1 protein-coding gene is annotated in these 1064 nt (G+C 39.8%); it reads right to left on the bottom strand.

Annotated elements, in window-relative coordinates; translation table 11 throughout:
* The coding region (locus Q1553_RS08375; RefSeq protein ID WP_300842926.1) for a flagellin at nt 1-1064 on the bottom strand (1064 nt) is incomplete at both ends.

The following is a 1064-nucleotide window of genomic DNA, read 5'->3' as shown; positions in this document are numbered from 1 at the left end:
GATATTTTGTTGAACTGCATTTGCTTGGCTCATTGCATAACTTCCAGCTTGAGCTAGAATGTTCAAGTTAGAGTAGTTTGCACTCTCTGCTGCAAAATCCACTTCTCTGATTCCACTTTCAGCAGATTTTACATTCACTTGAGTGATTGTGATGTTATTGACTGTGGATTGCATTTGTTGTTGGACAGAACCTAAGTCAGAGCGAATGCTATCAAGTTGTTTAATCGCAGATTCTGCAATATCCATTACGAGCATTGCACCTTTAAGAGTTGTAACGCCTGAACCATATTCTGTTCCCGTTGCAGTTACTCCAATAGATTTCAAAGTAGCATCATTGAAAGAACCTTTGATATTTCTTAGAGTTGTAACTGCTTCACTTTTAACGGCTTGAGAGCCAACACCAAGTCCGCCATTAGCAATAGTAGCGGCATCATTGAAAACAATATCATTTGCGCCAAGTTGAGTGAGGTTTAATGTCCCTACATTAAGCTTATTAATAGCAGCAGTCATTTGCATAATGCCCGCACCTGTTATTGATGCACCACCAACTTTTATTTCTATACCTCTACCATCGGTTGAAGTTAATCTCAATGCACCATTTGTGTCAATAGAAGCTTGAACTCCTGTGGTATCTTTGTATTGGTTGATTGCTTGAACAAGCCTATTGTCTCTGTCATTTGCTTTTACATCTAAAATATCCCCAATACGAATACCATTAATGCTTAATGCGGATACATTTCCAGCTTGCACTGCCGCAGTACCTGCTACCTGTACATCAGCTTCTGCACGTACACCACCCAATTCATCAGAATAGCGGTTGATTGCTTCTGCTAGGACACCTAGACCTGTTCCTGCACTAGATGATAAAACAACAGATTCCAAGTTAACGGTTTTATTGGCAACTGTGAAAGATAAATTAGTTGTCATACCACCATTCCCTGCAGTTAATGCTGTACCGCTGATTTTATAGCTTTCTGTTCTCACATGCCCGATTTTATCAGAGCTTGTTGCACCAATGCTTGCTCTAATAGTTTGGTTAGAATATGCACCTACTTGGAATTCTT

The sequence above is a fragment of the Helicobacter sp. UBA3407 genome (assembly GCF_949747025.1).
In the GTDB taxonomy this organism is placed as follows: domain Bacteria; phylum Campylobacterota; class Campylobacteria; order Campylobacterales; family Helicobacteraceae; genus Helicobacter_D; species Helicobacter_D ganmani.
This window is presented reverse-complemented; position numbering and strand designations above follow the sequence as displayed.